21 protein-coding genes and 2 tRNA genes are annotated in these 25,647 nt (G+C 63.1%); 6 read left to right on the top strand and 17 right to left on the bottom strand.

Annotation, left to right across the window (positions count from 1 at the left end; translation table 11 throughout):
• Positions 1 to 59: 59 nt before the first annotated feature.
• Together ACOQFP_RS19395 and ACOQFP_RS19390 are read right to left on the bottom strand one after the other, a co-directional pair.
• On the bottom strand, positions 60 to 986 hold the full coding sequence (locus tag ACOQFP_RS19395) for a rhomboid family intramembrane serine protease (protein WP_421585235.1): 927 nt from the start codon (positions 984 to 986) through the stop codon (positions 60 to 62).
• A gap of 25 nt (positions 987 to 1,011) precedes the next feature.
• A complete protein-coding gene (locus ACOQFP_RS19390) occupies positions 1,012 to 1,548 on the bottom strand; it encodes a peptidylprolyl isomerase (RefSeq protein WP_341244397.1) in 537 nt (178 codons plus the stop codon).
• Positions 1,549 to 1,644: 96 nt separating this feature from the next.
• Here ACOQFP_RS19390 and ACOQFP_RS19385 point away from each other — a divergent pair, with 96 nt between their 5' ends.
• Entirely contained in the window at positions 1,645 to 2,016 is a 372-nt protein-coding gene (locus ACOQFP_RS19385; protein WP_206491345.1) for a hypothetical protein, read from the top strand.
• A 10-nt stretch (positions 2,017 to 2,026) separates the two neighbouring features.
• Here ACOQFP_RS19385 and ACOQFP_RS19380 read toward each other — a convergent pair whose 3' ends face one another.
• The 15 genes from ACOQFP_RS19380 to dnaA all read right to left on the bottom strand — a co-directional run bounded on the left by ACOQFP_RS19380 (position 2,027) and on the right by dnaA (position 21,418).
• On the bottom strand, positions 2,027 to 3,658 hold the full coding sequence (locus ACOQFP_RS19380; protein WP_421585234.1) for an alpha/beta hydrolase: 1,632 nt from the start codon (positions 3,656 to 3,658) through the stop codon (positions 2,027 to 2,029).
• 118 nt (positions 3,659 to 3,776) lie between these two features.
• Positions 3,777 to 4,787, bottom strand: a complete 1,011-nt coding sequence (locus ACOQFP_RS19375) for a GGDEF domain-containing protein (protein ID WP_307830879.1) — start codon at positions 4,785 to 4,787, stop codon at positions 3,777 to 3,779.
• Positions 4,788 to 4,990: 203 nt separating this feature from the next.
• Positions 4,991 to 5,941, bottom strand: a complete 951-nt coding sequence (locus ACOQFP_RS19370) for an acyl-ACP desaturase (RefSeq protein ID WP_206491347.1) — start codon at positions 5,939 to 5,941, stop codon at positions 4,991 to 4,993.
• Positions 5,942 to 6,341: 400 nt separating this feature from the next.
• Positions 6,342 to 6,414: transfer RNA gene (locus tag ACOQFP_RS19365), tRNA-Ala, on the bottom strand.
• 190 nt (positions 6,415 to 6,604) lie between these two features.
• Positions 6,605 to 6,678: transfer RNA gene (locus tag ACOQFP_RS19360), tRNA-Ile, on the bottom strand.
• Between the two features lie 109 nt (positions 6,679 to 6,787).
• Positions 6,788 to 7,555, bottom strand: a complete 768-nt coding sequence (locus tag ACOQFP_RS19355) for a DUF3566 domain-containing protein (protein WP_421585233.1) — start codon at positions 7,553 to 7,555, stop codon at positions 6,788 to 6,790.
• A gap of 591 nt (positions 7,556 to 8,146) precedes the next feature.
• The gene (gene gyrA / locus ACOQFP_RS19350; RefSeq protein ID WP_206491349.1) at positions 8,147 to 10,690 is read right to left on the bottom strand and encodes a DNA gyrase subunit A; all 2,544 of its coding nucleotides are present in this window, start codon (positions 10,688 to 10,690) and stop codon (positions 8,147 to 8,149) included.
• A gap of 67 nt (positions 10,691 to 10,757) precedes the next feature.
• Positions 10,758 to 12,803: a DNA topoisomerase (ATP-hydrolyzing) subunit B gene (gyrB, locus tag ACOQFP_RS19345; protein ID WP_421585232.1), complete on the bottom strand. Its 2,046-nt coding sequence runs from the start codon at positions 12,801 to 12,803 to the stop codon at positions 10,758 to 10,760.
• A gap of 254 nt (positions 12,804 to 13,057) precedes the next feature.
• Positions 13,058 to 14,191 carry a PDR/VanB family oxidoreductase gene (locus ACOQFP_RS19340; protein ID WP_421585231.1) on the bottom strand — a complete coding sequence of 378 codons (1,134 nt, stop codon included), beginning with the start codon at positions 14,189 to 14,191 and terminating at the stop codon, positions 13,058 to 13,060.
• A complete protein-coding gene (locus ACOQFP_RS19335; protein ID WP_341244575.1) occupies positions 14,188 to 15,105 on the bottom strand; it encodes a metal-dependent hydrolase in 918 nt (305 codons plus the stop codon). Before ACOQFP_RS19335 ends, ACOQFP_RS19340 begins: the two co-directional genes overlap by 4 nt.
• Positions 15,106 to 15,273: 168 nt before the next feature.
• Positions 15,274 to 15,834: a DUF721 family protein gene (locus tag ACOQFP_RS19330; protein ID WP_206491354.1), complete on the bottom strand. Its 561-nt coding sequence runs from the start codon at positions 15,832 to 15,834 to the stop codon at positions 15,274 to 15,276.
• Positions 15,831 to 17,081 carry a DNA replication/repair protein RecF gene (gene recF, locus ACOQFP_RS19325; RefSeq protein WP_206491355.1) on the bottom strand — a complete coding sequence of 417 codons (1,251 nt, stop codon included), beginning with the start codon at positions 17,079 to 17,081 and terminating at the stop codon, positions 15,831 to 15,833. The genes ACOQFP_RS19330 and recF overlap by 4 nt, the downstream gene beginning before the upstream one ends.
• A complete protein-coding gene (gnd, locus tag ACOQFP_RS19320) occupies positions 17,082 to 18,008 on the bottom strand; it encodes a phosphogluconate dehydrogenase (NAD(+)-dependent, decarboxylating) (protein ID WP_206491357.1) in 927 nt (308 codons plus the stop codon).
• A 96-nt stretch (positions 18,009 to 18,104) separates the two neighbouring features.
• Positions 18,105 to 19,289, bottom strand: a complete 1,185-nt coding sequence (gene dnaN, locus ACOQFP_RS19315; RefSeq protein WP_206491359.1) for a DNA polymerase III subunit beta — start codon at positions 19,287 to 19,289, stop codon at positions 18,105 to 18,107.
• 596 nt (positions 19,290 to 19,885) lie between these two features.
• Entirely contained in the window at positions 19,886 to 21,418 is a 1,533-nt protein-coding gene (gene dnaA / locus ACOQFP_RS19310; RefSeq protein WP_206491361.1) for a chromosomal replication initiator protein DnaA, read from the bottom strand.
• 611 nt (positions 21,419 to 22,029) lie between these two features.
• On the opposite strand from dnaA, the gene rpmH reads away from it, so the two are divergent.
• The 5 genes from rpmH to ACOQFP_RS19285 are packed head-to-tail and all read left to right on the top strand — an operon-like array spanning position 22,030 to position 24,727.
• Positions 22,030 to 22,173 carry a 50S ribosomal protein L34 gene (gene rpmH, locus ACOQFP_RS19305; protein ID WP_026347786.1) on the top strand — a complete coding sequence of 48 codons (144 nt, stop codon included), beginning with the start codon at positions 22,030 to 22,032 and terminating at the stop codon, positions 22,171 to 22,173.
• A gap of 30 nt (positions 22,174 to 22,203) precedes the next feature.
• On the top strand, positions 22,204 to 22,584 hold the full coding sequence (rnpA, locus tag ACOQFP_RS19300; RefSeq protein WP_421585230.1) for a ribonuclease P protein component: 381 nt from the start codon (positions 22,204 to 22,206) through the stop codon (positions 22,582 to 22,584).
• Positions 22,581 to 22,910 (top strand): membrane protein insertion efficiency factor YidD, encoded by a 330-nt coding sequence (gene yidD / locus ACOQFP_RS19295; protein ID WP_206491365.1) that lies wholly within the window; start codon positions 22,581 to 22,583, stop codon positions 22,908 to 22,910. Before rnpA ends, yidD begins: the two co-directional genes overlap by 4 nt.
• A 4-nt stretch (positions 22,911 to 22,914) precedes the next feature.
• Positions 22,915 to 24,003, top strand: a complete 1,089-nt coding sequence (gene yidC / locus ACOQFP_RS19290) for a membrane protein insertase YidC (RefSeq protein ID WP_421585229.1) — start codon at positions 22,915 to 22,917, stop codon at positions 24,001 to 24,003.
• Between the two features lie 25 nt (positions 24,004 to 24,028).
• Positions 24,029 to 24,727 carry a protein jag gene (locus tag ACOQFP_RS19285; protein WP_241257156.1) on the top strand — a complete coding sequence of 233 codons (699 nt, stop codon included), beginning with the start codon at positions 24,029 to 24,031 and terminating at the stop codon, positions 24,725 to 24,727.
• The last annotated feature ends 920 nt before the right edge of the window (positions 24,728 to 25,647 follow it).

Genomic DNA, 25,647 nt, shown 5'->3' with positions numbered 1-25,647 from the left:
GTACTCAATGTGACGTTGAGTGGACTTTTTGGGGGTCAATGGCACATCGAGTGGACTTGTCAGAGGCCCATCTGGGCGCGGAGGTCCAGCACGCGGAGTGCGATGATCGCCACGGATACCACGGCGACGGCCGCGACGGACAGCCAAGCCAGGGACACTCCGGCCGGGGCTGGCGTCCCTCCCGGCCCAGTTCGTCGGTTGGGGAGAAACACCAATCCGGCGGTGGCAGCCGCACCGGCGACGAGTCCGCCCATGTGTCCCCAGAGCGAGATGCTGGGGATCGAGATGCTGATGAAGATGTTCAAGGCGATCACGATGAACACCGGTGCCGGGCTGCGCTTGAGCCTGAGCAGGATGACGGCCTGAGCACCGAGCAGGCCGAAGACCGCACCGGATGCGCCCGCCGTGGAAACCAGCGGATTCTCGAGCACCATCACCGAGGCGCTGCCACCGAGTAGCGACAGGAAGTAGACGGCGAGATACCGGCTGCGGCCGAGGATCAGTTCGACGTCGCGTCCGATGAGGAAGAGCGCGAACATGTTGACCAGGAGGTGGATCGGTCCGATGTGGACGAAGCCGCTACCGATGAGCCTGAACAGGTCGCCGTTCGCCACGAGCAAGCTGTTGAGGGCCCAATCACTGGCCAGCGGTGAATCGAAGTTGCTCATCACGCTGCCGGCCTGCGCAGCAGTGATTCCGAAGACCACGACGTTGACTGCGATCAGCGCGAACGTCAACGGTGTCTTGGCCGATCGTGCCACGGGTGCGCCCGCAATGGTCTGAGCTGTGCGGACGTTCTTGTTGCCCTGCCGGACGCAATCGACACAGTGTTGCCCTACCGCCGCTGCCTGCAGACATTGTGGGCATGCGGGACGGCCACATCGCGAGCACGCCAGACCGGTGGGGCGATCGGGATGTCGGACGCACACCGACTGGGGTGGGTTGGGTTGGTTGCCGTGCGGGCCACCCCAGCCGGGGGTCGTCATCGTGAAATTCTCCTACGAGGCCGAATCAGGCGAGGGTGACGCTGTCGATGACAACCTCGTCCACCGGACGGTCGCCGCGGCCGACCGGGGTGCTCGAGATCGCGTCGACGACCTTCTTCGAGGCCTCGTCGGTGACCTCACCGAAGATCGTGTGCTTGCGGTTGAGGTGCGGGGTCTTGCCGGTGGTGATGAAGAACTGCGAGCCGTTCGTTCCGGGGCCGGCGTTCGCCATGGCCAGCAGGTACGGGCGGTCGAAAGAGAGCTCGGGGTGGAACTCGTCCTCGAACTTGTAGCCCGGTCCACCTGCGCCGGTGCCGGTCGGGTCGCCACCCTGGATCATGAAACCGTCGATGACGCGGTGGAACACTGCGCCGTCGTAGAACGGTCCGGCCTTGGTGCCCGACGCGTTCTGCGTCGTGTACTCCTTCGATCCGTCCGCGAGGCCGACGAAGTTCGCGACGGTCTTGGGGGCGTGATTGCCGAACAGTTCGATGACGATATCGCCGCGGTTGGTATGCAGCGTGGCCGTTTGGGTCTTGTTAGGTGAAGTCACGCCCACCATCGTGCCATCCCGGGCGATCGAGCAGTTCACGGGCGGTGCGCGGAGGTGGACCTATCGGCACTGATCGGAGGGCCACTGTGTGGAACAGTGATGACCATGACGAGCACAACGAAGTCCGACCGGGTTCGGTCGACCACCGGCACCGCGGCGTCCGCGCTCTTCGCTGCCGCGAGCAAGGGACCGGCCGGAGCCGGTCTGATGATGGCCAAGAAGGGTTACGAGCTGGCACACAAGCAGGCCGTGAGACGACGCGCTGCGACGGTGGAACGAATCGCCGAGTCGAACCGCACCAGAGCACTGTTGCGGGCCCCGTCGCAATCGCACAGGACTCGTCGAATCGTGCTGATCGGGGGCGCTGCCACCATCGTCGCCGGAGCGGTGTTCGTTCTGAGCCGCCGCCGCAAGGAGGTTGCACCGCCTGCCGATGCGCCGCCGAGCCTGGCCGACTACGAGGGCAGCACGGCATAACCAGGGTCGGTCAGAGATACAGCAGCTTCTGGATCAGATCGAACAACGCCGGCCTGGTCCTGATCACGGCGTCCTCGCTGCGGTCGGCGATCACCAGCGCGGCGTTGTATCGACTGGTCGACCCCTCGGCGAGGTAGTCGCCGTGACCGATCGAACTGCTCCGACCGTCCGATCCCTCGGTGGAGAGCAGCGTGACCGAGTCCAGCACACCCGGATCGCGGCCGAATGCACCGAGGTCGGCCACGAGATCGCCTTCGGCTTCGGCGACGAACACGTGTCCCGACGGCACTCGAAGGTCCGCGACGGCCGGTGTGCCCAGTCCCGGTGATCCGAGCGCCACGAACTCGTCCACCCCTGTGCCCTGCCGAAGCGCGTACGCGGCGGTGAGCGATCCGTAGGAATGCGCAAGGACAGACAAGTGCGGGTCCTCGGCCCTCGCGGCATCGAGGCCGTCCAGAAACGGAACCAGCCGATCCGCCCCCGCCCGCGCAGCCCACTCTGAGGCCACGCTTCGGTCTGGATCCAACAAACTCCAGCCGAGCTGCGGGGCCTGGTAGTCCATCCACGTCACGACGGCGACGCTCGGACCCGCACCAGCCGGAAGCATCTGTCGGGCAACCGTTTCGAGGCCGTCCATGTCGCTGTCGTATCTATCGAGGTCTCCGGCCACGGTGGATCCGAGGCCCGGCACGAACACGGCCACGTGTGTGGCCGTGTCGACATCTCCCACCGCGATTGCCGCCGTCGTCTCCTCGTACGACGCGTTGTCGAGTACCAGGAGCTGTCTAGCCCCCTTCGCCAACGTCGCCTCGATCGCATCGAGGGCTGCTATCCGAGTGCGTGTCTGCTCCAGGCCGGCATCTGCGTTGCTGAACATCCCTCCGAAAAGATTGGCCTCCAACTCCTTTCGGAGCTCGGCCTCGACCTCGCGCAAACGAACACGCTCGGCGGCCAGAACCCGCCTGTTCGCACTGTCACGCACACGGGCGGGCAGCCCATCGAGATTGCCGATCAGCCCCGGCTGCTCGACCAACAGCCGTGTCCGTGCGGCCGGCGAGAGGGCACTCCAGAACGCTGCGTTCGCGGCCGGCGTCGCATCGCGGGGGATCGAATCCGCCACTGCCGCTGCGACGAACGTCGCGGGGACCTCCCCGACGAGGCGGAGGGCCAGGGCCTCGTCGAATGCCGTGGCTGTGCACAACAGCTGCGTCAGCCGCTCGGCCAGTTCCTCATGCAGGCGCCGTCGATCTCGCACCGTCGACCACACGTCCTCACGTGCAACCGAATACGACACGGCCGTGTCGACGACCGAACCGTCGGATCCGACGGTGAAGCGGGCATCGGTGGCGTCCTGCTCCACAGCACGGAGTGCGTTTATCAGACCTGCCATGTCGATCGCGGCCTCGCCGAGGCACGTCGCGACCCGAAGCAACTCGTTCGAGACAGCACCGAGATCAGATCGGATACGTCTCATGGCCTGGCGTGCCGCGTCGGCTGCGGGTCCGACCCACCCTTCGCCGATCACGTCCTCCGTCGAGGACGCGTGGACGGCGATCAGTTCGCGCCACCGCCGCGTCAGGTCCTCGGACGCGGCAGTCAGCGTACGACTGTCCCATGACCTGACGTCATCGAGTGTGACCATCGCGTTCCCCCGCAGAATTGTCGTATTCGACTATTCAATGCGTGGGCGACGAAGAACTGTGGAATCTATCCCCAGCCTGTGGATGAAAACTGGGGGTAGATGCTGCGGAATGCGAACATCACCGAGCGATTCTGCGAACAGGATCGCTGTAACCGGTTCCCGGATTGAACCCTGGGTTGGACGGACCGTTGGTCCGCGGTGGTCTGCTCCGCTTCGCCCGATACAGATCCGCGTCTGCGGCCCGGTAGATCTCGCCCCAGCGGCGAGTGGCAGGCATGCACACCAATCCGACGCTCCATTCGGCACGATGAGCGCGGCGGAGTCGGTCGATGATCAGGAGAGCTTCTTTTTCGAGCACACCCGGCATGAACAGCACGAACTCGTCCCCGCCGAGCCGACCGAGAACATCGCGTTTGGTCAGTTGGCTCTTCCACGCCTTCGAGACCCGGGTCAGGAGAACGTCGCCGGCAATGTGGCCGTACTCGTCGTTGATTTCCTTGAAATTGTCCAAATCGAGTACTGCCAGGCTCACCGACAGGCCGCGCGCCGCGCAGGCGGGCAGCATCTTCTCGATCTTCGACTCGAACCCGAAGCGGTTGAGCAGACCGGTCAACGCATCGTGGGTCGAAAAATATCGCATCCGACGTGCGAAGACGCCGAACACCTCGGTTGCACCGACGATGCCGAGAGCGACGAGGATGTAGCTGATGAACGGAGTTCCGTACGGAGCGACAGCGGCCCCGATCACTGCCGAAACAGCAAGCACTGCAACCCATATGCCCGCGTTCCGTTCAGACCAGAAGGCACCGATGTGCATCCCCAGGAACATCGCAGCCTGCACACAGATCAAGAAGGCGGGCAACGTGTCGCTGCTGCCCAGAGCACACGCCAGGGCCACTACCGACAACGCCGTCGACAACCCCACCGCGCGTTTGGGACTGGGCACACCCGCCCTCGCCAACACCACGATCGCCAACGGACCCAACACCAATGCCAGAGCCGCAAGCACTTGCCGAGCACCGGACAGACTCGACCACGATGCCACGGCACTTGCCGCGTAGAGAACGGTGGTGACGGCCGCGAACACGGCCAGCATGCGCCCGGACTCGTCGAACCTGGGCTTGATCACAAGTCGAGGCCAGCCGCGCAGGCAAAGGACTGCGCCGCCTCGAGGTGACGTGCACCGAACGAGACCTCACCACTCACCTGATACCCCCCAGGCACCATCGGCCCTCCCCAAGCACTACAGCCATGCCGCATATGACCCAACGATGCCCGGACTCTAACACCTTCGAGCTGCGACCACGACTCTCTGGAGGGACGAAGTACAGGTCAGGATGCCTTGTCGGCGCGTTCGGCTTCCCGGGCGAGCAAACGATCCCGCGACTCTTCGAACTTGGTGGCCTTGGCTGCCAGATCCTCGACGAACGCGGCAAGACGATCGCGGTCACGCTCGCCCTCGCCGGTGAAATCGTTGCGCTCGAAAATCTTCCACTTTCGTAGTACCGGCATCAGCACCTCGTCCAGATGCTGACGGAGATCGTAGATGCCGTGCTTGGCCAGAGTCATCGCGTTCTTACGGAAATTGGGCATGTTCAACCCGGGCATCTGAAAGTCGGTAGCGACGTCGGTGATGGCACGGACCATCTGATCGGGCACCAGATCCAACGAGGCCTCACCCAGGTTCCGATAGAAGATCATGTGCAGATTCTCGTCAGCGGCAACACGAGCCAACATTCGATCCGCCACCGGATCGCCGCATGCCAAGCCCGTATTCCGATGCGAGACCCGGGTCGCGAGCTCCTGGAACGTCACATACGCCACCGAATGCAGAAAGTTCGCCCCGTCCATCGGAGCATCGACACCCACCGTCATGTGGTGCATCCGGGCCCGCTCCAACTCCACGGGATCCACCGCTCGGGTGACGACGAGATAGTCGCGCATCACGATCCCGTGGCGGTTCTCCTCCGCAGTCCAACGACCCACCCATGTGCCCCAGGCACCGTCCAGCGAGAAATTGTCTGCCAGCCCGCGGTGGTACGACGGAAGATTGTCCTCGGTGAGCAAATTGGTGATCATCGCCGTGCGAGCCAGCTCCGACAACGACGACTGTTCGAGCGACCAGTCCTCCCCACCCATCGCCGCGAAGTTCCGACCCAGATCCCACGGAACATAGTCGTGCGGATGCCATTCCTTCGCCATCGACAGATGGCGATTCAAGTTGGTCTCCAAGGTGCCGTCGAGTTCGGTCAACAGCTCTTCGTGGTTGAGAACACGGGTCATCTGCGGGGCTCCTTCAAACCTGTGGGTGCCCGAACCGCCAACCGATTCGAGACGGTGGCGAACCTTGCTCGCCGAGATCTGACGACGGCACACCCCCCTGCGGTGCGCCGTCGCGACCGTTCACATCGATCCGCGGACCGACGTTCCTGCACTCCGGTAAAACTAGGGACCCACGTCCTGAATGCGAACAGAACAGTCGAGGGTCTGTACATATGGGCGCCGAAGGGCAGCGCGCCTTGGGTGTGGTCACAAGGCTGTCGTCGCTCGCCCGCCGTCTCCGGTGGGCACTCAATGTCACATCGAGTGGACTTTTCGGGGGTCGATGTCACATCTAGTGGACTTGGGTACCCGGGGAGGGAACGAAAAAGGACGCCCACCGAAGTGGACGTCCTTTTTATTGTGGAGCCTAGGAGATTCGAACTCCTGACATCTGCCTTGCAAAGGCAGCGCTCTACCAACTGAGCTAAGGCCCCGGGTGTTGCGGGTGATCGTGGACGAACTCTACACGTCCACTCCGAGCGATTGTCACGCGGTGGGGATGCTGTGCCAGACGCCGTCCGAGCTGCGCGTGGAGCGCACCTTGGATACTGTCAGCACTGCGATCACCGCCGATGCGACGAGAAGAAGGATTTTCACGTCCTGCCTCTTTTCGTTCGTTCGGTGTGGGCCTAGGAGGACTTGAACCTCCGACCTCTTCCTTATCAGGGAAGCGCTCTAACCGCCTGAGCTATAGGCCCTCATCACTGCTTCGGCTCGAAGATTTTCTCTCCTCGAACCGAGGGATGAGATTACCGTATCGGGTCGCTGTCTTCCAAAACGGCCCGATACGGCTCTCGCCGATGCAGGTCAGTCGCGGTCTGCCAGTGTCACTTCGACGCCACCGACCAGGTCCGACGACAGGTTGTAGATGAACGCCCCGATGGTGGTGAGAGCAGTGAAGAGTACGACATTGATCACACCGATCACCGCGGCGTAGCCGAACACCTGCCCGGCGCTGACGAGGCCGCCGTCGCCCGACTCGTTGACGATCTCGGTGAAGGCACTGTTGAGCCGGTCCCAGACGCCCATGCCGTCGAGCACTGCGTACAGCAGCCCGACTCCCACCATCCACACGAAGAACAGTGACACCGCGATGACGAGCGCGATCTTGAGCGTCGACCACGGGTCGATCTTGCGGATCTGGACGGTCGCACGAAGCGGAGTGTCGTCCCCATGGGACATCGCCCCGATGGCGGTGGGCACTGCGCGGTCGGACTGGGCGGGCTCGGGATGCCGAACGGCGGACAGATCGGGCATGTCCTTCGCCAGATCCTTGCGTTCGATATGGCGAGTCGGTCCGTCTATGCCCGCAGCTTTCGATCGAGCCGCTTCACGCCGCTCGGTCTTGTCCTCGGGTGCCTCGCGTTGGCTCGGCTCGGCCGTGGTGTGCGCCGAGCGGTCGAACTCCGCGTTCGTAGGGAGCGCTGCGCCCCGGCCGGAGAGATTGGTCTGCGGCTGATTCTGAGGCTGCTTCCGGTCGTCCGTGCCCTGCGACACAGGTCGCTGGCCGGCACCCCGCTGCCACGGCGGAGTCCCGGAATCACTCTGTGGAGCGTCGCGCTGCTGAGCGGGCATCGCCTGAGTAGCCGCGGGGTTCGCAGTCTCGCGAGCACGATCCGGCGCAGATTCGGGCTGTGCCGGACGAGCTTGCTCGCTCGATCCTTCCGGCGTGCGTGTGGTCTCGTCGGGTGCAGCGGGACGCGGTGGTGCGGGGCGAGACGGTGGCGGACCGGCGGCCGGCTGCCGCTGCGGAGGCTGGCCGCTCGCTTGTCGACCGCCATCGGGTTGACCCGCCCCTGGCTGAGCCTGTGGGGGTCCGGCCTGACCGGGGCGAGGGGCAGGCGGGCCCTGCTTGGCGCCACCCTGACCCGACGAGGACGGCGGACCACTGGGAGCTGGTGGCCGCGGCGGGGGCGGCCCCTGAGCCGGCCGCGCCGGTCCGTTGGGAGCACCCTGCGCAGGCCGAACCGGCGGACGAGGGCTCCCTTGCGGAGCCGATCCGCGACCCGCAGCCGGTGCCGGTCGACTGGCGGGCTGTGGGCGGGCACCCGGACGAGTTCCCTCGGGCGGCGCGGGACGCGCAGGCTGCTCGGCCCGCGTGGCGTCCCGATCATCCGTTCCGCCGCTGGGGGCTGGCCTGCTGCCAGGCCGATTGGGAGTGCTCACTTACGACTCCTTCGATGCATCGTCTTCGGTGCCCACGGCATCCGGCTCGATCTCGTCGGCATTGCGCGCGATTGCGAGCAGTGTGTCGCCTTCACCGAGATTCATCAACCGCACGCCCTTGGTCTGTCGGCCGGCCTTCCGAACCTGCTTGGCAGCGGTCCGGATTACGCCACCGCTGGAGGTGATGGCGTACAGCTCGTCCTCGTCGTCGACGATGAGAGCTCCCACAAGCGTGCCACGCTTCGGGTCGTACTGGATCGTCAGTACTCCCTTTCCGCCGCGGCCCTGCTGCGGGTAATCCTCCATCGCAGTGCGCTTGGCGTAGCCACCCGACGTCGCGACCAGCAGGAACTTGTTCTCACTGACGACGTTGAGGGAGAGCAGTTCGTCCTCACCGTTGAATCGCATGCCCTGCACACCGGATGTAGCACGGCCCATCGGTCGCAGTACCTCGTCGGTGGCGGAGAACCGGATGGATTGACCCTGCGCCGACACGAGCAGCAGATCGTCCTCGGAGGACGCCAGAACCGCACCGACCAGTTCGTCCTCGCCGCGCAGGTTGACGGCAACGATGCCGCCACTGCGGTTGGAGTCGAAATCGGTCAGTCGCGACTTCTTGACCAGACCACCCTTGGTGGCGAGCACCAGGTAGGGAGCGGCCTCGTAGGTCTTGATCTGAATGACCTGCGCGATGCGTTCGTCGGGCTGGAAGGCGAGCAGGTTCGCGACATGCTGTCCGCGTGCGGTTCGGTTCGCCTCGGGCAGCTCGTACGCCTTGGCTCGGTAGACGCGGCCCTTGGTGGTGAAGAACAGGATCCAGTCGTGCGTCGAGCAGACGAAGAACTTGCTGACGATGTCGTCCTGCTTGAGGCCGGCCCCCATCACGCCTTTGCCGCCGCGTTTCTGCGATCGGTAGAGATCGGTCTTGGTGCGCTTGGCGTATCCGGTCTCGGTGATCGTGACGACCACGTTCTCGCGGGCGATCAGATCCTCGTCGTTGACGTCCCCGTCGGCGGCGATGATGCGGGTACGACGGTCGTCGCCGAATTTCTCGACGATCTCGGACAGCTCGTCCCGAACGATCTGCCGCTGCCGCTCGGGCTTGGCCAGAATGTCCTGCAAATCGGCAATCGTGCGTTCGAGTTCGGCCAACTCGTCGATGATCTTCTGACGCTCCAGGGCGGCGAGGCGCCGCAGCTGCATGTCGAGGATCGCCTGAGCCTGGATCTCGTCGATCTCGAGCAACGAGATCAAGCCCTGCCGTGCGTCGTCGACCGTCGGAGATGCCCGGATCAAGGCGATGACCTCGTCCAGGGCGTCGAGCGCCTTGACCAGACCCCGCAGAATGTGGGCCCGTTCCTCTGCTCTGCGCAACCGGTACCTGGTGCGGCGCACGATCACGTCGAGTTGATGGGCGACGTAGAGGCGGATCATCTGATCGAGCCGCAGCGTTCGAGGAACACCGTCGACGATCGAGAGCATGTTGGCACCGAAGCTCGTCTGCAGCTGCGAGTGCTTGTAGAGGTTGTTGAGCACCACCTTGGCGACGGCATCGCGCTTGATCGTCACCACGATCCGCATGCCGACGCGATCGGAGGACTCGTCGTCGATCTTCGAGATTCCGGAGAGTTTGCCGTCGCGGACCTGCTCGGCGATGGAGGTGATCAGGTTGTCCGGGTTGACCTGGTACGGCAGTTCGGTGATGACGATCGTGGTGCGGCCGTTGGAATCTTCTTCGATCTCGACGACGCCACGCATCCGGATGGACCCGCGACCGGTGGAGTACGCGTCCTGAATGCCCTGGCTTCCGACGATGAGTCCGTGGGTCGGGAAATCGGGGCCCTTGACGCGTTCCATGCAGGCCGCCAGGGTGGCTTCCTCGTCGGCCTCGAAGTTGTCGAGAGCCCAGACCACCGCGTCGCCGAGTTCGCGCAGGTTGTGCGGAGGAATGTTGGTGGCCATACCGACGGCGATACCGTTGGAGCCGTTCATCAACAGGTTCGGTACCCGCGACGGAAGTACTGTCGGCTCTTGGGTTTTGCCGTCGTAGTTGGGGATGAAGTCGACTGTTTCCTCGTCGATATCGCGCAACATCTCCATGGCGAGCGGGGTCAACCGCGCCTCGGTGTATCGCATGGCTGCTGCACCGTCGTTGCCGCGCGAGCCGAAGTTGCCCTGGCCGTCGACCAGTGGGTACCGCATCGACCACGGCTGTGCCAGACGCACCAGTGCGTCGTAGATCGAGGTGTCGCCGTGGGGATGGTAGTTACCCATCGTTTCGGCAACGGGGCGTGCGGATTTGACGTAACTGCGGTCGGGACGGAATCCCGAGTCGTACATCGCGTAGAGCACCCGACGGTGCACCGGCTTGAGGCCGTCACGAACCTCGGGCAGGGCGCGCCCGACGATGACGCTCATCGCGTAGTCGATGTAACTGCGCTGCATTTCCTGCTGGATGTCGACCGGATCGATCCGATCTCCACCCTCGGCGTTGGTGGTCGAACCCGGCGGGGGTCCTACCGGCGGTTCGGTGATGTCAGACATACAAATCTCCTCGAGAAACGGTCACCGGGGCACACCGAGAGAACACGTCGATGCGCCCGGGAAGTAACTAAACGTCAAGAAAGCGAACATCTTTCGCATTGCGCGCGATGAAGCTGCGGCGTGCGGACACGTCCTCGCCCATCAGCACGCTGAACAGTTCGTCCGCAGCGGCCGCATCGTCGAGCGTCACCAGCCGAAGCACTCGCACGGACGGGTCCATGGTGGTTTCCCACAGCTCCTTGGCATTCATCTCACCGAGGCCCTTGTAGCGCTGGACGCCGTCTTCGACGTTGATCTTGCGCTTGTTGGCCAGGCCGGCCTCGAGCAACCCGTCGCGCTCACGATCGGAGTATGCGAAGTCCGGTTCGCCGCGGCTCCACTTGAGCTTGTACAGCGGCGGCATGGCCAGGTACACGTGGCCGTTCTCGATCAACGGTCGCATGAATCGGAAGAGCAACGTCATCAGCAGCGTCGAGATGTGCTGACCGTCGACATCGGCATCGGCCATCAGCACGATCTTGTGATAGCGCAGCTTGGTGATGTCGAATTCGTCGTGGATGCCGGTGCCGAAGGCCGTGATGATGGCCTGGACCTCGTTGTTCTTGAGGACACGGTCGATCCGGGCCTTCTCGACGTTGATGATCTTTCCGCGCAGCGGCAGGATCGCCTGGAACATCGAGTCTCGACCCGACTTGGCCGAACCGCCTGCGGAGTCGCCCTCCACGATGTAGATCTCGGATTTGCTCGGGTCGTTTGAGCGGCAATCGGCGAGCTTGCCGGGCAGTCCACCGATATCGGTTGCGCTCTTGCGGCGCACCATCTCTCGTGCCTTACGCGCGGCCATCCGAGCCTGTGCGGAGGACACCGCCTTGTTGATGATGGTCTTGGCGTCGGCCGGGTTCGACTCGAACCAGTGCGAGAGATGCTCGTTGCACGCCTTGAGGACGAACGAGCGGATCTCGGTGTTACCGAGTTTGGTCTTGGTCTGGCCCTCGAACTGTGGCTCGCCCACGCGCACGGAGATGACTGCGGCCAGGCCCTCGCGGATGTCGTCGCCGGTGAGTTTGACGTCCTTTTCCTTCACCAGCTTCTTCTCGATCGCGTACTTGTTCACCGTGGAGGTCAACGCGGTACGGAAGCCCTCTTCGTGGGTACCGCCCTCGTGGGTGTTGATGGTGTTGGCGAAGGTGTGCACCGACTCGGAGTAGCCGGCATTCCACTGCATGGCGATCTCGACCTCGTGGCCTTCACCCTTACCGGTGAACCCGACGACCGAGTTGTGGATAGCGGTCTTGGTTCGGTTGATGTGCTTGACGTAGTCGACCAGACCGTCGGGATAGTGGTAGGTCCGCTTGCGGACCTTGGCGGGCTTGGCGGCGGCCGCGTCGGCCTGCTCCTCCTCGGCCGTCTTGGGTGCCTCGGCGGTCTCGGCGAGTTCTTCCTCGGTCGCGTCGGTCGCTGCGACCCGCTCGTCGGTGAAGTTGATCGTCAGTCCCTTGTTCAGGAACGCCATCTCCTGCAACCGGCGGTGGACGGTCTCGAAGCTGAAGTCGAGTGTCTCGAAGATCTTGCCGTCCGGCCAGAAGCGAACGGTGGTGCCCTGGCCCTCCGTTTTGCCCACGATCTCCAACGGGCCGGGCTTCGCGTAGTCGTACGTCTGCTGATACACATTGCCGTCGCGCGGCAAGATCGTCAGTTCGACCTTGGTCGAGAGCGCGTTCACCACCGAGATACCGACACCGTGCAGGCCACCGGACACCGCGTAGGAGTCGGAGTCGAACTTGCCGCCCGCGTGGAGCTGGGTCATGACGACCTCGACGGTGGGAACTCCGGAGGCATGGAGTGCGACGGGAATTCCTCGACCGTCGTCCTTGACCTCGACGCTTCCGTCCTCGTGGATGGTCACATCCACGGTGGAGGCGTAGCCGGCCATGGCCTCGTCCACGGAGTTGTCGACGACCTCCCAGATCAGGTGATGCAGGCCTCGCTCACCGGTGGAACCGATGTACATACCAGGCCTCTTACGAACTGCTTCCAGTCCCTCGAGGACCGTGATGGACGAAGCGCCGTAGTCCTTGCTGTTCTCGTCGTTACCTGACTTCTGGGCAGCCACGGTTAGCTGGTTCTCCTTCTACGCGTCCACTACCCCGCTCACACCCCTGAGGGTGCTACCGCAGGAGCGGGCACGGTCGTCTCGACCGAGTCCGAGTCCGTGCGTTTTTCCGGGCTTCTCTCGTACCGGTCCATAGTACTGGTTGCCACTGACAGCATGGGCACGATGACACCCCTAAAAGGCCCCTGAATGCTCCACAGACGCATTTTTTCGATGCTGGACGACAAATATGGAGGGTAAAACCTGCGGCTCGGCTAGAGATCGAGCACAATCCGTTCGCCTTCGGAACGGGATACGCAGATCAGCATCTCGTGACGTTGTTCCTCGGCCGTGAGTCGATTCTCGCGGTGCTGCGGTGTTCCGCTCAGCACTCGAACCCGACAGGTACCGCAGAAGCCCTGCTGACAGGAATACGCGATGTCCGGCTTGAGACGCCGAATGGCATGTAGCGCAGTCTCTTCCGAACCGACCGTGATGATGTCTCCGGAGTCCACGAGCTGCACTTCGAATTCTCGACCGTTCTTCACCGGCGGTGGCGAGAAGCGCTCGAAATGCAGATGAGTGGCCGGAAGCGAGTCGAACGACGCCCGAACCAGATCGATCATCGGGGGTGGCCCACACACGTACACCGAACCACCCGAGACGGCGTTACCGAGCAGATCCATGCTCGACGGCATGCCGTCCACATCGTCGGTCCTTATGGTGACGCAATCGGGTTCCCAGCTCTCGATCTCGTCGAGGAACGGCATCGATTCACGGGTGCGGCCGCAGTAGACGAGATGCCAGTCCATCCCGCACTCTCGGGCGCGACGCACCATCGAGATGATGGCGGTGATCCCGATTCCGCCGGCCACGAACACGGCATGTTCGGAGGGTACGAAAGGAAAACCGTTGCGCGGACCCCGAATTGCCACTTCGTCACCGATTTGCAGGTTGTGCATCTCGGGCGATCCGCCGCCGCCGTCGCGCACCAGACGGACAGCGATGGAATAGGTATCGGCATCGGGTTCGCCGCACAACGAGTACTGCCGACGACGTCCGGACGGCAGATAGAAATCCAGGTGCATTCCTGGCGCCCACGCCGGAAGAGCCGAACCGTCGACGGCTGCGAACGTCAGTTTCACCACTTCCTCGTCGGCGCACAGCACCTCACGCGAGATCAGTGTCGCCGCATGAGTGCGTACCACCGGAGGCGCCGCGAACGACGGGTCGTAGTCGCCGTCGTCGAGGAGAGCGAACCACTTGTCCAATGCATCGGTCACCAGAGACACGGTCTGGTCCGGCTCGTCCCTGCCGTACAGGTTCCTCGGAATGGTGCGCCCGACCCGAAACGACTCCACCATCTTCGACATGGTGCCGAGCCTGCTGCGCAACCCACGTTTGGTCATCGATCGGCGGACCGAGCTGCCGGCGAGGTGGCCAGGTAGCGCACAGCCTGAGCCGTCGAACCTTCCTGGGAGGGGTGGTACGTGCTCTTGAAATAGCGCAACGAGGCCTTCGTGATCGCCATCGGCTTCGGAAACAGCCCAGCCTTGGTCACCTTCCGAAATTCCCGGAACGACGGCTTGCGCTGCTTGGCAGACAGGTGCGCCAACGTCGGATCTCGATCCATGAGGAATCGAACACCACGTCCCCAGAACCACACGAGAGTCGGTGCGATGACGACGTACGTGCGGATTCGGCGGGTCGGGCGAACATCGAAATACCGCATCACCTCGTAGGCGACCGAACGATGTTCGACCTCCTCGGCACCGTGCCAACGCAACAGGTCCAACATGGCCGGATCGACGTCGGCCTCGTCCAATTCGGTGGCATTGAGCACCCAATCGCCCAGAAACGCCGTCAGATGTTCGGCGGCGGCGATCAGTGCGAGCCGTTCGACGAGGCTGTTCTGGCCGTGGCCGGATCTGTTTCCGAGAGCTCGGCCGAAGAGAAACTTCATCTGGTCGACGTACGGATCGACATCGATGCCGTGTGCTCGGAGCTGATCGTGGACCTCGGTGTGTGCTTGCGCGTGCATGGCTTCCTGACCGATGAAACCGATGACATCGTCGCGGAGCTGGTCGTCGTGAATGAGCGGCAGCGCTTCTTTGAACGTACGCACGAACCACTCCTCCCCTTCGGGAAGAAGTAGGTGCATCACGTTGATCAGATGGGTCGCGAGAGGATTGCCGTCCATGTAGTGCAGCGGCAGCGAGTTCCAGTCGAATTCGACGTTGCGAGCATGCAGAACGACTCTGTCTTCGGGGGTTCCGTCGACGTCGACGGCTGCTGTCGAAGTCTTCTTCGTGGGTGCAGACACTGAAATCTCCTCGTCGATGGCACGCCGAACAGGTAATCGGTCCCCCGGACCGTTACGTGTCGGGAATCACGCTACGCACATAGACCATCTCACAGCAACACAGCACGCAACGTCTGTTGAGGATCACCTGGACCAGCTGGTATGCGAACAGGACATTGGTACGTGTCACTATCCGTACGTATCCCGCGGGCCCCTTCCTCGAATATGACGCTCACCCTTCCTCCAGCTCTGAGTCGTCGGTCCGGTGATCCGTAGTGACGTCACCACACCGTGACCGACCGCCGCGGCGATCTTGGCGAGGATCTGAGATTGCATCAGTCTCAGCTGCGTCGCCCACGCGGTGGACTCCGCAGAGATGCTCAGTACTCCGTCGGACAGACCCGTGGGTTCGGCATGGGCGGAAATGTCCTCACCGACGACACTCGACCAGCGCCCCAGCACCGCACCCTCGGAGACCTTCGCCGACCAACCCCGCTTGGACGCGATGGAGTTCGCCAGCGCACCCAGCGCCTGCGGATCCCGGTCGTCGGGACCCGCTCCCGACCAACCCCGTCGGCGACGCCCCCGCAGTGCACGCACCCCACCTGTGGGCGAGGACCGTCCCTGCCCCACCGACTTACCACTGGCCTTGGCCGCGGCACGCGCATCCTCGAGTGCACGGCGCGCCAGATCGACACCTTTCAGTTCCTGGGTCTGTTCCGGCTCTGCCGGCTCCATCTCGTCGTTCATCGGCCCTCGCCCTCGGACAGCGCACCGACGGTGCTGTTCGACAGATCCGTGATGCGCGAGATACGTCCTGCAGCACCGGATTCCGATCCCTGTTGGGCTTCGACGCCGTAGCGACGCGCCTCGAGCTCGGGTGGGACGTCCTCCGGTACCGCAGCGGTGATCAGCACCTGCTCGGCGCCGGCGGCAACTGTGGCCAACGCGGCACGCCGTTTCCGATCCAGCTCGGCGAACACGTCGTCGAGCATCAGAACAGGGTCGGTGCCGTCCTCCCGCAACAACCCGAACGATCCGAGTCGCAACGACAATGCGTAGGACCACGATTCGCCATGACTGGCAAAGCCTTTCGTCGGCTGATCACCGAGCATCAACTCGAGATCGTCCCGATGCGGGCCGACCAGACACACTCCGCGCTCGATCTCACGCTGCCGCATCACCGAAAGCCGGTGCAAGAAAGCAGCTTCCAGAACCTCGATATCGTCGGGCTCAGGCGCCCGATCCGGATCGGAGAACTCCGGTGGTAGCGCCTCGGCAAGGCTGCAGCGATAAGCGAAACCTGCCGGCCGGGACTGCGGGGCGATCGAACTGTAGGCCTGTTGCACGAAGGGAAGCAGCTCGTGCACCAAACCTATTCTCGCAGCGAGCAATCGAGCTCCATGCCCCGCCAGGTGGCCATCCCAGACATCGAGAGTTGCGAGGGCACTGGCACCGTCACTCGATGCCGAACCTCTCCGCAGAGACCCACTCGCGGTCTTGAGCAATGCCGATCGCTGCCGGAGAACTTTGTCGTAATCGGCACGGACAGTAGCCATTCGAGGTATCCGGGTGGTGAGCAACTCGTCCAGATACCGGCGACGCTCGCCGGGGTCACCGCGCACCAACGACAGGTCCTCCGGCGCGAACAACACACTCTGCAGCACGCCCAGAATCTCGCGCGGACGGCGCACCGGCGAGCGATTCATCCGAGCCTTGTTCGCCTTGCCGTCGAGCAGTTCCACGTCGATGATCAGCTCGCGGCCGTGGTTGACCACCGCGCTACCGATCACCGCGTTCGACGCACCCGCCCGAATCATCGGCCCATCGGTCGACACGCGGTGCGAGGACAGCGTCGACAGATAGTTCAGCGACTCGAGCAAGTTCGTCTTGCCGTGTCCGTTCGGTCCGACGAACACGGTCGATCCCGGTCCCAGATCGACCGTGACGTCGTCCCAGGATCGGAAATCGTGGAGCTGCAGCGAACGAACGAACACTTACTCGGTGTGCTTCGGCGCGGGCGCGCGCAGGGTCTCGTCCGCGTCCGCCTTCTTGACCGCGTGACCACCGAACTGATTGCGCAACGCGGAAACGGCCTTCATGGCGGGCGAATCCTCTTGTCGGGAAGCGAATCTCGCGAACAATGCCGCCGAGATCACCGGAGCCGGAACAGCATGCCGAATTGCTTCCTCGACGGTCCACCGGCCCTCACCGGAATCCTCGGTGTATCCGGAGATCTCACTGAACTCGGGATCCTGACCGAGGGCTTCGACCAGAAGATCGAGTAGCCACGACCGCACGACCGTGCCCTTGCTCCAGGCCCGCAGCACTCCCTGCACGTCCTGCACCAATTCTTCGGCCTCGAGGATCTCGTATCCCTCGGCGTATGCCTGCATCAATCCGTATTCGATGCCGTTGTGCACCATCTTCGAGTAGTGACCGGCACCGACGGGCCCCGCGTGGACGAAACCGTCGGCGCGCTCACCCTCGGGACGCAAGGCGTCGAAGATCGGCATCGCGCGGGCGACGTGATCGTCCTGACCACCCACCATCAACCCGTAGCCGTTCTTCAGTCCCCAGACGCCACCGGACACACCGGCATCGATGTAGCCGATTCCTTTGGCGTCCAACAGCTCTGCGTTGGGCTTGTCATCGGTGAATCGCGAGTTTCCGCCATCGATGACCAGATCTCCCGGCTCGAGCACATCGGCGAGTCCATTCACGGTGTCGCGAGTGATCTTGCCGGAGGGAACCATCACCCACACCACCCGAGGCGCCGTGAGCGCCTCGGCCAGGCCTGCCAGCGACGGAGTGTCCGTCACTTCGGGACGCGGATCGTAGCCGATCACCTCGTGCCCGTGCTCGCGCAGCCTCTCGCGCATGTTGAAGCCCATTTTTCCGAGACCGACCAAGCCCAGCTGCATGATGAGGCGTCCTTGTCTGTGTCAGGTGGGGATTCGCGGTGTGCCCCACGAACCCGGTGCGGAACTCCCGCCCGTTCAACAGTAACCAGGAAGGGATCAGCCCGGCAGCCTGACCGGCATCAGCAGGTAGGTGTATTCCGATTCCGGCGCCGCGAACTTGCCCGCATCGTCGGCCACGAGCTCGACGTCCGAGGTCGGACGCAACACGGCGGGCCGACTCGGAGTGGTGAACCCGAAGGTGACCTTGTCGCTGTGCAGCGAAGACAGGCCGTCGATCAGATATCCCGGGTTGAAGGCGATGGTCAGTGCTTCGCCCTGGAAATCGGCCGGCAGAGCCTCCTCGGCGCGACCTGCGTCGTCACCGCCTGCGGAGAGCAGAACCCCTTCGGAGTTGAATTCGAGGCGCACCTGGGCACCGCGCTCGGCGACGAGGGCAACACGCTTGATCGCCTCGACGAGCGGCGCGATCTCGAGAGTGGCCACCGCGGTGTGCTCGGCGGGCAGCAACTGACGAAACTTCGGGAATTCGGCGTCGAGCAGGCGGGTGGTGGTACGGCGCCCGTCGCTGACGATGCCGAGCAGGCCGTCGCTGCCGATGGACGATCCCGAACCGAGAGCGAGCTCGACGGGCGAGCCGGCGTTGCCGCCGAGAGTCTTCGCCGACTCGGACAGGGTCTTGGCCGGAATCAGCACCGCGGTGGTCGTGTCGGCACCAGCGGGGGTCCAGTCCACCTGGCGAACGGCCAGGCGGAAGCGATCGGTGGCCGCGAGAACGACGTTGGTGCCCTCGATCTCGACGCGGATACCGGTCAGCATCGGAAGCGTGTCGTCCTTGCCTGCGGCGATGGCGACCTGGGCGATGGCCTCCGAGAACACGTCACCTGCCAGCGAACCGGTTTGGCTGGGCAACTCGGGGAGCTGCGGATAGTCCTCGACCGGCATCGTCGGCAGCGAGAATTTCGCGCTCCCGCAGTTGATCAGAACCCGAGTTCCATCGACCGTCACGTCGACCGGCTTGTTCGGCAGCGACTTGGTGATATCGGCAAGTAGCTTGCCCGAGACCAGGACTCGGCCCGCGGTGGCGACTTCGGCCGATACTTTGACCTGCGCGGACACCTCGTAGTCGAATCCCGAAACCGTCAGCCCCTGCTCGTCGGCAGCGAGAAGAACTCCACCGAGGACAGGAACGGGCGGGCGAGAGGGCAGGCTACGGGCCACCCACGCCACGGAATCGGAAAAATCTTCACGAGCAACGCGAAACTTCAAACTTCCAAGCTCCATCGCTCGGCATTTCCTCTCGTTCGGTGGCGTCGGTCTTCACGGCCAGCCGTGCAACCTCGATCGTTGCGGCTCGAACCGATGCAACGACGAGTCTGGCACATCCAGCGCAAGCACACCGTATGCCCTCGGAAGCGAAGTTGAAAGCTCGGGCACGAGCTCGCAGCATCCGCGGAACCTGCAATTCGGGGATCCGGCAGAGCCTGTGAACGGATCGTTCCCCAACACCTGTTTTCAAAGAAGTTCTTTCAAGGAGAAAACAGAAGTATTAGTAGGTCCTGTGGAATCTGTGCACGGACCATGTCCTGTGCTGGTGGCCGGGCGTGGTGTCGTGGGGATGAACTCGGGACCAATGTGCGGTTGACAACCGGCTGCCTGTGGACGAATCGCATCGGTGCACAGGCGCCCACACTCCATCCCCAGAACTTCGATGTTGTCCACATGCTTATCCACAGGTGTGCATCAATGGTCGGTGCCTGAAAAATCGCGGTCGACATCGTCCCGGAGATCGGCGGCGATCGCGTCCGTGAACGCACAACGGCACCGAACCCGCGATGGGTTTCGGTGCCGTGTCCACTCGGTGGGGGTGCCGATCAGCCCTACCGTTTGGAGCGCTGCTTGATCCGTGCGGTGAGCTCCTGAACCTGGTCGTAGACCTTACGGCGTTCGGTCATCTCCTTGCGGATCTTCTTGTCCGCGTACATCACCGTGGTGTGATCGCGACCGAACGTCTGCCCGATCTTCGGCAACGACAGGTCGGTCAGTTCGCGGCAGAGATACATCGCTATCTGCCTGGCCATGGCCAATGCCCTGGCCTTTCCCGGGCCGCAGAGGTCCTCGATGGAGGTGTTGAAGTACTCGGCCGTTACAGCCATGATCGTGGCCGCGTTGATGTCGAGGCTCGACGAATCGGGAATGAGATCACGCAGTACCACCTCCGCCAGCGTCAGGTCGAGAGCTTGGCCGTTGAGTGATGCGAACGCCGTCACACGAATGAGGGCGCCCTCGAGCTCACGGATGTTGCGTTCGATGCGGCTGGCGATCAGTTCGAGAACATCATGGGGCACATCGAGTCGATCCATCCGAGCCTTCTTGCTCAGGATCGCGATACGCGTCTCGAGCTCGGGTGGTTGCACATCGGTGATCAGACCCCACTCGAAGCGCGTGCGGAGCCGCTCCTCCAGCGTCGCCAACTGTTTCGGGGGCCGATCGGAGGAGACGACGATCTGCTTGTTCGCGTTGTGCAGGGTGTTGAAGGTGTGGAAGAACTCCTCCTGGATGCCTTCCTTGCCTTCGATGAACTGAATGTCGTCGACGAGCAACACATCGGTCTCGCGGTAGCGGCGTTTGAATGCCACCTTGCGGTCGTCACGAAGACTGTTGATGAAGTCGTTCGTGAACTCCTCGGTGGAGACGTACTTGACCCGCATACCCGGGAACAGACGCTGGGCATAGTGTCCCGCCGCGTGCAGCAGGTGCGTCTTGCCCAGCCCCGATGCACCCCACACGAACAGTGGGTTGTAGGCGCGAGCAGGTGCTTCGGCGATGGCCACCGCGGCGGCGTGAGCGAAGCGATTGGAGGCACCGATGACGAAGGTGTCGAAGGTGTATTTCGCGTTCAAGCTGTTGGCGCCGGACGACGGCGGCGAGGACTCGGGCGGCTTGGTGAAGTAGGTGGGCCACGAGTTCTGGACGCTGGCCAGTGCTTCGCGCTCGTCGTCGACTTCCTCGTAATCGGCAGTCTCGGAGTCCGAAGGCTCGTCGTCTCGGCTGGTCAGGATGCGCCGCCGGTACGTGGGCGAGCTGACCGCGTCGGGGTAGGCGGACCGCTCGGAATCGGCCTTCTCGTCCTCGGGAGCGGAGATGCGGACACCGAGACCCTCGACACCCTGGCCGAGGTGTCGTCCGAGAGCACCGAGAATCGGCTCTCGCAGGTCTCGTTCGATCGCTTCCTGAGCGAAGGTCGACGGTACCGCCAGCAAGGCGAATCCCTGCGTCAACGTCAGAGGTTCGACCAGGGCGAGCCAAGCCTTCTGGCCCTTGGTCAGCGGAGACCCACTGTGTCGGTCGGATGTGAGTTCCGCGACCACCTCGGGCCAGATGCGCGTGAGCGCATCTGGATCGTCGTTCACGTCGATTCCTCCGTAGTAAAGCGTTGGTCTCGTGCGGCACGACGCACGAATATCGCGCATCCGTTTTCACCCGCGTCGTCGCGTTCTCGGATAACGTCGTCGATCGTGCGTCGCTGCGGCCGAGACCAGGGCCCGTGGGTGGACCCCGCAAGGTACGAATATGCCACCTGAACTGTGTTTCCACACAATTATCCACAGGTGTGGATAAACGACACCGATGTGACGCCGCCTCGCTCGACCCTCCGTGCTACCGCGATCCCATGAGTCTGACCTGCACCGATGGCAATTGTCTGTCCTGTGATCGGAGGACGTGACTGCGTGCCATGGACCCATCGCAATCGATTCGACGTTCCGGGTGCGAGGCGATCGGCGAAGCCTGTGCATGAACGACGACGTGGACCGGTGCGGAGCGAGTTTGACCACCGATGGCTCGATCAGTACTCTCGAACAGTCACCCAATAGCGAGGTGGCCGATGCTTGCTGGCTGCTTACAGTCTGTGTTCACTCGGATTACTCGCTCGGGAGGCTAGCAAGTTCATCCGAACTCGCTGAAGAACCTTTACAGCAGGCGCCGACCGATCGGCGTCGTCGAATCTCGAGGAGTGTTGACCGTGGCCAAGGGCAAGCGGACGTTCCAGCCGAACAATCGCCGCCGCGCGCGCGTTCATGGCTTCCGTCTTCGTATGCGTACCCGTGCGGGTCGTGCAATCGTTTCCGCACGTCGCGGCAAGGGCCGTAAAGAACTCACAGCCTGATATCCGTTCGTCCGAAGCTTGGAGCTCGGGATGCTTCCTGAGCCGAATCGACTACACCGAGCACGTGATTTCTCCGTCGCGGTGCGTCGAGGACGCCGAATGGGTCGATCGGATCTGGTCGTCCACGCCGTTGTGCGTGACGAACCGGATATTGCATCGACCATTCGGGGTCCACGCTTCGGATTGATCGTCAGCAAGGCAGTCGGGCCGGCCGTAACTCGTCATCGAGTTGCGCGCCGGCTTCGGCATATCTGTAGCGAGGTCATCGGTGAGCTCCCCGAGTCCACCGACATAGTGATTCGTGCCCTGCCAGGCGCCGCGCACGCGACTTCGGCACAGTTACTCGTTCAATTGCGATCAGGAATGAAGAAGCTCGGTCTTCTCGAAGCTCCGAAGGGTCCGCCGTCATGACATTCATGGGCAACCTTCGTTCCATCCCTGCTCGTACACTCATCCGCTGCATCGGGTTGTACCGGACATACGTGTCCCCGATGCGCCCTCCCACCTGCCGTTTCTTCCCCACCTGCAGTGAGTACGCCATCGATGCTCTGCAGGCACATGGGATTGTGAAGGGCTCGTTGCTGGCAGTCGTCCGTCTCCTCAAATGTGCCCCCTGGCACTCTGGAGGGTGGGACCCCGTGCCCGAGCCCGGTAGGTGGCGCGCGACCGTCACCGAGCTGACCGAACCTGAACAACACCACGATCTCGCGCGAGTGGAAGAACAGAGGAGTACATAGAGCCGTGCTCGACTTCATTTACTACCCGGTTGCCTGGATTCTCTGGGTGTGGCACAAGGTGTTCGGCTTTGTGTTCCAGGATCCCAGCAACGGCTTCGCCTGGGCGCTGTCCGTCGTCTTCCTCGTCTTCACGCTCCGCTTGATTCTCTACAAGCCCTTCGTCAAGCAGGTGCGCACCACTCGGCAGATGCAGGAGTTGCAGCCGCAGATCAAGGCGCTGCAGAAGAAGTACGGCAAAGACAAGCAAAAAATGGCCGTCGAGATGCAGAAGCTGCAGAAGGAACACGGGTTCAACCCCCTGATGGGTTGCCTCCCGGTGTTGGCCCAGGCACCTGTGTTCATCGGCTTGTTCCATGTGCTGCGGTCGTTCAACCGGACCGGTACCGGTATCGGTCAGCTGGGGTTGACCCCGGAGGAGAACCGCCAGCTGGCCAACTACGCCTTCGATGTCTCGGATGTGCAGTCGTTCCTGGACGCGCGACTGTTCGGCGCCCCGATCTCGGCGTGGATCACCATGCCTCAGCAGCAGCTGGACGCCTTCGCGGTGGGCCCGAACGCATCCATTCCGCAAACGTGGGTCATCGCCGCTGTGTCGATCCCACTGATGATCATTGCCGCGATCATGACCCACCTGAACTCGCGTGCCTCCGTGGCTCGCCAGAGCGCGGCTGCTGCGGCGAACCCACAGTCCGCGATCATGAACAAGCTGGCTCTGTACGTGTTCCCGCTCGGCGTACTGGTGTTCGGTGCCCTTCTGCCGATCGCAATCCTGCTGTACTGGGTGAGCAACAACACCTGGACCTACGCTCAGCAGCACTTGGTCTTCGGAAAGATCGACAGGGAGGAAGCAGCCAAGGCTGCCGCTGCAGTCGAGAAGCGTTCCGAAAATGCGCCGAAGCCCGGTGTGAAGCCGGTATCGACCGCCAAGCCGAAGCCGGGTGCCCGCCCCAAGCTGTCCAAGATGGCACCGGCGGACGAGGCCACGAAGGCCGGCGGTGGCGACACCTCGGGTGCTTCCAGCGGCGCGTCGTCCCCGGTCAAGCCGAGACCGCAGGGGAACCGGAACAAGTCGACCAAGCGCAAGCGGCGCTGACCGACACGTCGAGAGAAGGACGAACATGGCAGCGGACGTAGAAGAAGCTCAGAACGACGAAGCACAGAACACAGGCGATGCGGTTTCCGGGGATGGAGTGAATGACGTGATGGTCGAGACCGGTCAGCTCAGTGCGGTCGACGCGGATTCGGACGAGAGTTCCGTGGTCGAGGAACCAGCTGCAGTCGCTGCGGACTCCAGTACCGGACAGAAGGCCGGCGTGCAGGCGTCCGATGATGATGATGACGACGACGAGGACGACGAGGACTATCTGGTCGAAGAAGGTGAGATCGCCGGGGATTACCTCGAGCAGCTGCTCGACGTCCTCGATTTCGACGGAGACATCGATCTCGATGTGGAGGGTGATCGGGCGATCGTCAGCATCGACGGCGGGGACGATCTCGCCAAACTCGTCGGACGCAAAGGCGAGGTTCTCGATGCGCTGCAGGAACTGACCCGTTTGGCCGTTCAGCAGTCGACCGGTGAGCGCAGCAAACTGATGCTCGATGTCGCGGGATGGCGTGCGAGCCGGCGCACCGAGCTCGGCAACCTCGGTGCGGAAGCCGCGCGGCGTGTGCTGGAATCGGGTGAGCGCGAAGAGCTGACTCCGATGACTCCTTTCGAGCGGAAGATCGTGCACGACGCGGTCGCCAAGATCGACGGCGTCGCGAGCGAGAGCACCGGCGTCGAGCCATCCCGACGGGTCGTCGTCGTCAAGGCGTGACGGTGTTCTGAAGTCGGTGGTGTTCTGAAGTCGGCGGACCTCACTGCGAACTGCTCCCCGGAAGTTGGACTGTGGATACAGTCTCGACTCCCGGGGAGCAGTTGTATGAGGGGCTGCCCCGGTGTGTGCTCGGTGAACCCCGAACACAGCCCGCAACGGTGCTATCGCACCGCGGAGCGAACGATCTCACTGATGCGTGCTTCGGTGGTCTCGTCGAGGTGGTCGAGATACCACGCTGCCGGCGAAAGAAGGCCATCTGGGCCAACCGGCCGGCTCGAATGCCGCTTTTTCTGTGACGCTCAGATTCATCAGTTCGTCGTTGCGCAACGAGATCAGTGCCGGCGTACTCGCTGACTTGGCGTAGGCAGGCATTCCGTACCAGATGCGCGGCCTTAACTCAGGAGCAGCCGAGACGATGACCTCGTGCACTCGACGCATCACGTTCCGTCGGGGACTGTGCGACGCTCAGCGTCGCAACGGGTGCAGACTTTCAAAATCCTCTCGAAACGGGCACCCGCTACCGAGCCGTCCGGGCGGTTCCACTCTCGGCTGCCAGGCCGCTTCGACGGGGTCATGGTGGATTTGTTTGCTGTTTCGGGAGTTCACTGCCCGGGCAAAATTACATTCATGTTGTTCTGTTCGGCCCGAATTCGCGGGACATGCGAATAGTAGGGTCTTTCGTCACTGTGACGTCATTTTTCCCCTGATTTTCTGTTTCACCCGATGTACGTGATCGGTTGTTTCACGTGAAACACCAGAACTGTCGACGGACGCGAACGGACCCGCTGCACGGTGGATCCCGACGGATTTCGGTTGGACGCTATGAACGAATCTGTTGGTCGCCTGAGTCTCGATCGGCAGGATGCCAAGCTGTGTGAGCGGGCGCGGCTCGGTTTAGATTGGGTTCACGTGGTGCGGGA

Origin of the sequence: Rhodococcus sp. MALMAid1271, from assembly GCF_049195265.1 — a bacterium.
In the GTDB taxonomy this organism is placed as follows: domain Bacteria; phylum Actinomycetota; class Actinomycetes; order Mycobacteriales; family Mycobacteriaceae; genus Rhodococcoides.
This window is presented reverse-complemented; position numbering and strand designations above follow the sequence as displayed.

Bases quoted from the DNA above. Each gene is read 5' to 3' on its own strand.
- ACOQFP_RS19390 (WP_341244397.1), bottom strand. From the start codon at position 1,548: ATGGTGGGCGTGACTTCACCTAACAAGACCCAAACGGCCACGCTGCAT.
- ACOQFP_RS19355 (WP_421585233.1), bottom strand. From the start codon at position 7,555: ATGCCCGCTCAGCAGCGCGACGCTCCACAGAGTGATTCCGGGACTCCG.
- ACOQFP_RS19330 (WP_206491354.1), bottom strand. From the start codon at position 15,834: ATGAACGACGAGATGGAGCCGGCAGAGCCGGAACAGACCCAGGAACTG.
- gnd (WP_206491357.1), bottom strand. From the start codon at position 18,008: ATGCAGCTGGGCTTGGTCGGTCTCGGAAAAATGGGCTTCAACATGCGC.
- rnpA (WP_421585230.1), top strand. From the start codon at position 22,204: ATGCTTCCTGAGCCGAATCGACTACACCGAGCACGTGATTTCTCCGTC.
- dnaN (WP_206491359.1), bottom strand. From the start codon at position 19,289: ATGGAGCTTGGAAGTTTGAAGTTTCGCGTTGCTCGTGAAGATTTTTCC.
- ACOQFP_RS19380 (WP_421585234.1), bottom strand. From the start codon at position 3,658: ATGGTCACACTCGATGACGTCAGGTCATGGGACAGTCGTACGCTGACT.
- ACOQFP_RS19285 (WP_241257156.1), top strand. From the start codon at position 24,029: ATGGCAGCGGACGTAGAAGAAGCTCAGAACGACGAAGCACAGAACACA.
- ACOQFP_RS19385 (WP_206491345.1), top strand. From the start codon at position 1,645: ATGACGAGCACAACGAAGTCCGACCGGGTTCGGTCGACCACCGGCACC.
- ACOQFP_RS19340 (WP_421585231.1), bottom strand. From the start codon at position 14,191: ATGACCAAACGTGGGTTGCGCAGCAGGCTCGGCACCATGTCGAAGATG.
- ACOQFP_RS19370 (WP_206491347.1), bottom strand. From the start codon at position 5,941: ATGACCCGTGTTCTCAACCACGAAGAGCTGTTGACCGAACTCGACGGC.
- ACOQFP_RS19395 (WP_421585235.1), bottom strand. From the start codon at position 986: ATGACGACCCCCGGCTGGGGTGGCCCGCACGGCAACCAACCCAACCCA.
- yidD (WP_206491365.1), top strand. From the start codon at position 22,581: ATGACATTCATGGGCAACCTTCGTTCCATCCCTGCTCGTACACTCATC.
- gyrA (WP_206491349.1), bottom strand. From the start codon at position 10,690: ATGTCTGACATCACCGAACCGCCGGTAGGACCCCCGCCGGGTTCGACC.